The sequence below is a fragment of the Halorubrum sp. Atlit-26R genome, assembly GCF_003666015.1.
Classification (GTDB): Archaea; Halobacteriota; Halobacteria; order Halobacteriales; family Haloferacaceae; genus Halorubrum.
Genome location: NZ_QPLT01000119.1, coordinates 1 through 961, shown reverse-complemented (window position 1 = coordinate 961; position 961 = coordinate 1). Strand labels below are relative to the sequence as shown.

Sequence of the window (961 nt, the reverse complement as noted above, 5' to 3'; positions counted from 1 at the left end):
TACGACTGGAACGTCGCCGGCGAGACGCTCTCCGGTGAGACGGTCACGACGACCGTCGACGAGGCCGGGACGATCGAGGCCGAACTGACCGTGACGAACGACGCGGGAGAGACGGACACCGCGACGGTCTCGTTCGACGTCGAGGAACCGGCCGGTGACGGCACCGGCGACGGAACGGGCGACGGAACAGGCGACGGAACGGGTGACGAGCCGACCGAGGAGCCGGGCGGCTTCCCCGTATTCGGGCTCATCGTCGTGGTCTTCGTCCTCGCCGCGGTGGCAATCATCGCGCTGTACGCGCGCCGGGAGGAGTAGCTCACGACGGCCCTAGCCGGCCGGTGTCGACCCGTTTTTTGACGCGGTTCTCGAAGAGCTCCCATTCGTGCGCGAGGTACGCGGTGATGAAGCCGAGAGCGTACCCGACGAAGTGGGCGTACACGTTCATTACGCTCCCGCCCGAGGCGACGGTCTGTGGAAACGCCGCCACCAGCAGGAGTATCCACGTCCCGATTCCGAGGACAATTTCCGGATCGGCCGCGGCCGTCCGCAACCGGTCGTGGGAGTTCGCCGAACTTCGTTCGTGACGAGCGAAGGACCCGCCGAACAAGACGCTCAGCGCTACCCCGGCCGTTGCGACGGCGAACGTGAGCGTCGACCGGGGTACTGCGAGCATCGCGATACCGCTTACCGAGAGGAAGAACGCCGCGAGTAGCAGCGTCGCATCGATCGGTCGCCTACGTTTCGCCTCGATGTACCTCCCGATCGCGACCGGGAGAAATCCCACGAGCGCCATGTTTACCCCCGAGAACCCGTACGTGACCGCGTCTCGAGGGACGGCGAGGTTAAGCAGCGACAACGTCACCGGAAATATCGACAGCGCGGCCACGAAGGCGCTGAGAAACAGCCACGGGACCCCAGTATGGCGAGAGAGCGCGTAGAACGCGCCTGACACGAGCAGGAA

The 961-nt window shown here is 65.7% G+C and carries 2 pseudogenes; one reads left to right on the top strand and one right to left on the bottom strand.

From position 1 onward, the window contains the following. Positions 1-315: pseudogene (locus tag DVK07_RS22870) on the top strand (PKD domain containing protein); the annotation flags it as partial. A gap of 1 nt (position 316) precedes the next feature. Here DVK07_RS22870 and DVK07_RS22865 read toward each other — a convergent pair. Beyond that, positions 317-961: pseudogene (locus DVK07_RS22865) on the bottom strand (DUF3488 domain-containing protein); the annotation flags it as partial.